The sequence below is a fragment of the Acinetobacter lactucae genome (assembly GCF_013344765.1).
Classification (GTDB): domain Bacteria; phylum Pseudomonadota; class Gammaproteobacteria; order Pseudomonadales; family Moraxellaceae; genus Acinetobacter; species Acinetobacter lactucae_A.
Window position 1 is genome coordinate 1 of the sequence record NZ_JABVBF010000325.1, and the last position, 1,368, is coordinate 1,368.

Genomic DNA, 1,368 nt, shown 5'->3' on the forward strand with positions numbered 1-1,368 from the left:
ACACATATCAGTCTTAAAACTACCGTAATGTAAAGGCTTTTAAAGCGTACTATGAACTTTCCCTAGTGAAGATAAGAAGATAAAAATGTCAGGTTTTAAAAGTTTTTCTCAAAATACAACTAATCACGCTAACATCATTAAAGCTCAAATGAATAAGCATTCTGCAACAACACCACCTACTGAAACTCAACCATCAGAAGTTCCTGGCACAGTAAAAGATCTGCCGGAGAACAATGATCAACCTGATCCTAATAACAAATAATTTCTTATTAACAGTGCCTTGGGAGTTGTTTTGAGGCTCTGCTACTACAATCAATAAATTAGTGCACTGATTTATTATAATTTTAACTACTTTTATCAATTTGATTTGTTTAGTTATTTAAGAAATTGCAGCCATTCATTCCAAAAAATTGATATGACTAGTCTCTCAGATATGAGGGGCTTTTTTAATTGTTTTTTCACTTAACCTGTATTTAGCCTATTGGCCTTAGATAGATTTAAGCCCGTCAAAATTGGCAGGCTTATTTTTAATATCTAATTTATGAAAGGTATGAATGTTTTTGTGCCAAGTAATCATTTGCTATTTTTGTTGTCTCAGCATAGGTCAACTCTGCACAAAGCCAAAAGCGATAAGTCTTTTCACCAATAATGTAGCTTTGGCGGTTGTATGTTGATTGTTTACTTGAATCTATTTCACTAGCCTTAAAGAACGTTCCTTCACGGTTATTTACAACTTCACCATCTAAATCACCGCCGACACAAATAAACATTGTAATAATCCATAAATTTATGAAGATCAGCTTAACACACAAAGTAGCAGACCCGTCTTCCAATGAACTTTTTATCTAATTAAAATTATTAATATGCATTAGACTTTAAAGTCTGCTAATACAATTTTTTACTATCTTGATACTGCTGATAAGCAACAATTATCTTCTCTTCAATTTGTAAATTTTCTAAAGTGAAATCATCTTCTATAGACCGTACATTGGAGTTTGTAGGGGCCGATGTACTATGTGAAGGCAAATGCTTTGGAATAGTTACCAATTGGGTTCTTTGACTTAGATACTTTTCAAGCGCTGCGTCCAAATCAGTTTTCTCAAAAAATATATAATCAATATTTAAAGAGTTCACTGTAATGACTTCACAACCATAAAAATTATTAAAGTTTTTACTTAAATCGGTGTTTGGATCATGCAAGATATCTTCGTAAGTCTGTAAACTAATAAACAGTAAATCAGGATTTCTATCATAACGATCATGATAGCTTGCCCTGCCCTGAACTAAATCAATTCTAATCGTCATAATAATTACTCAATATGTTGAATCTCAAATAAAAAATTAAAAGCCCCGCCAATAATCAATATT

Annotated in this window: 3 protein-coding genes; 1 reads left to right on the top strand and 2 read right to left on the bottom strand. The window is 31.9% G+C overall.

Annotation, left to right across the window (positions count from 1 at the left end):
* The first annotated feature begins 85 nt into the window (after positions 1-85).
* Positions 86-262, top strand: coding sequence for a hypothetical protein (locus HUN22_RS17060; protein ID WP_016145360.1), 177 nt, complete (start codon positions 86-88; stop codon positions 260-262).
* Between the two features lie 277 nt (positions 263-539).
* Here the strand turns inward: HUN22_RS17060 and HUN22_RS17065 are convergent, their stop codons facing one another.
* Complete coding sequence (locus HUN22_RS17065) at positions 540-770, bottom strand: hypothetical protein (protein ID WP_174731889.1); 231 nt, start codon at positions 768-770, stop codon at positions 540-542.
* 115 nt (positions 771-885) lie between these two features.
* Positions 886-1,305, bottom strand: coding sequence for a hypothetical protein (locus HUN22_RS17070; RefSeq protein ID WP_174731892.1), 420 nt, complete (start codon positions 1,303-1,305; stop codon positions 886-888).
* Positions 1,306-1,368: the final 63 nt, after the last annotated feature.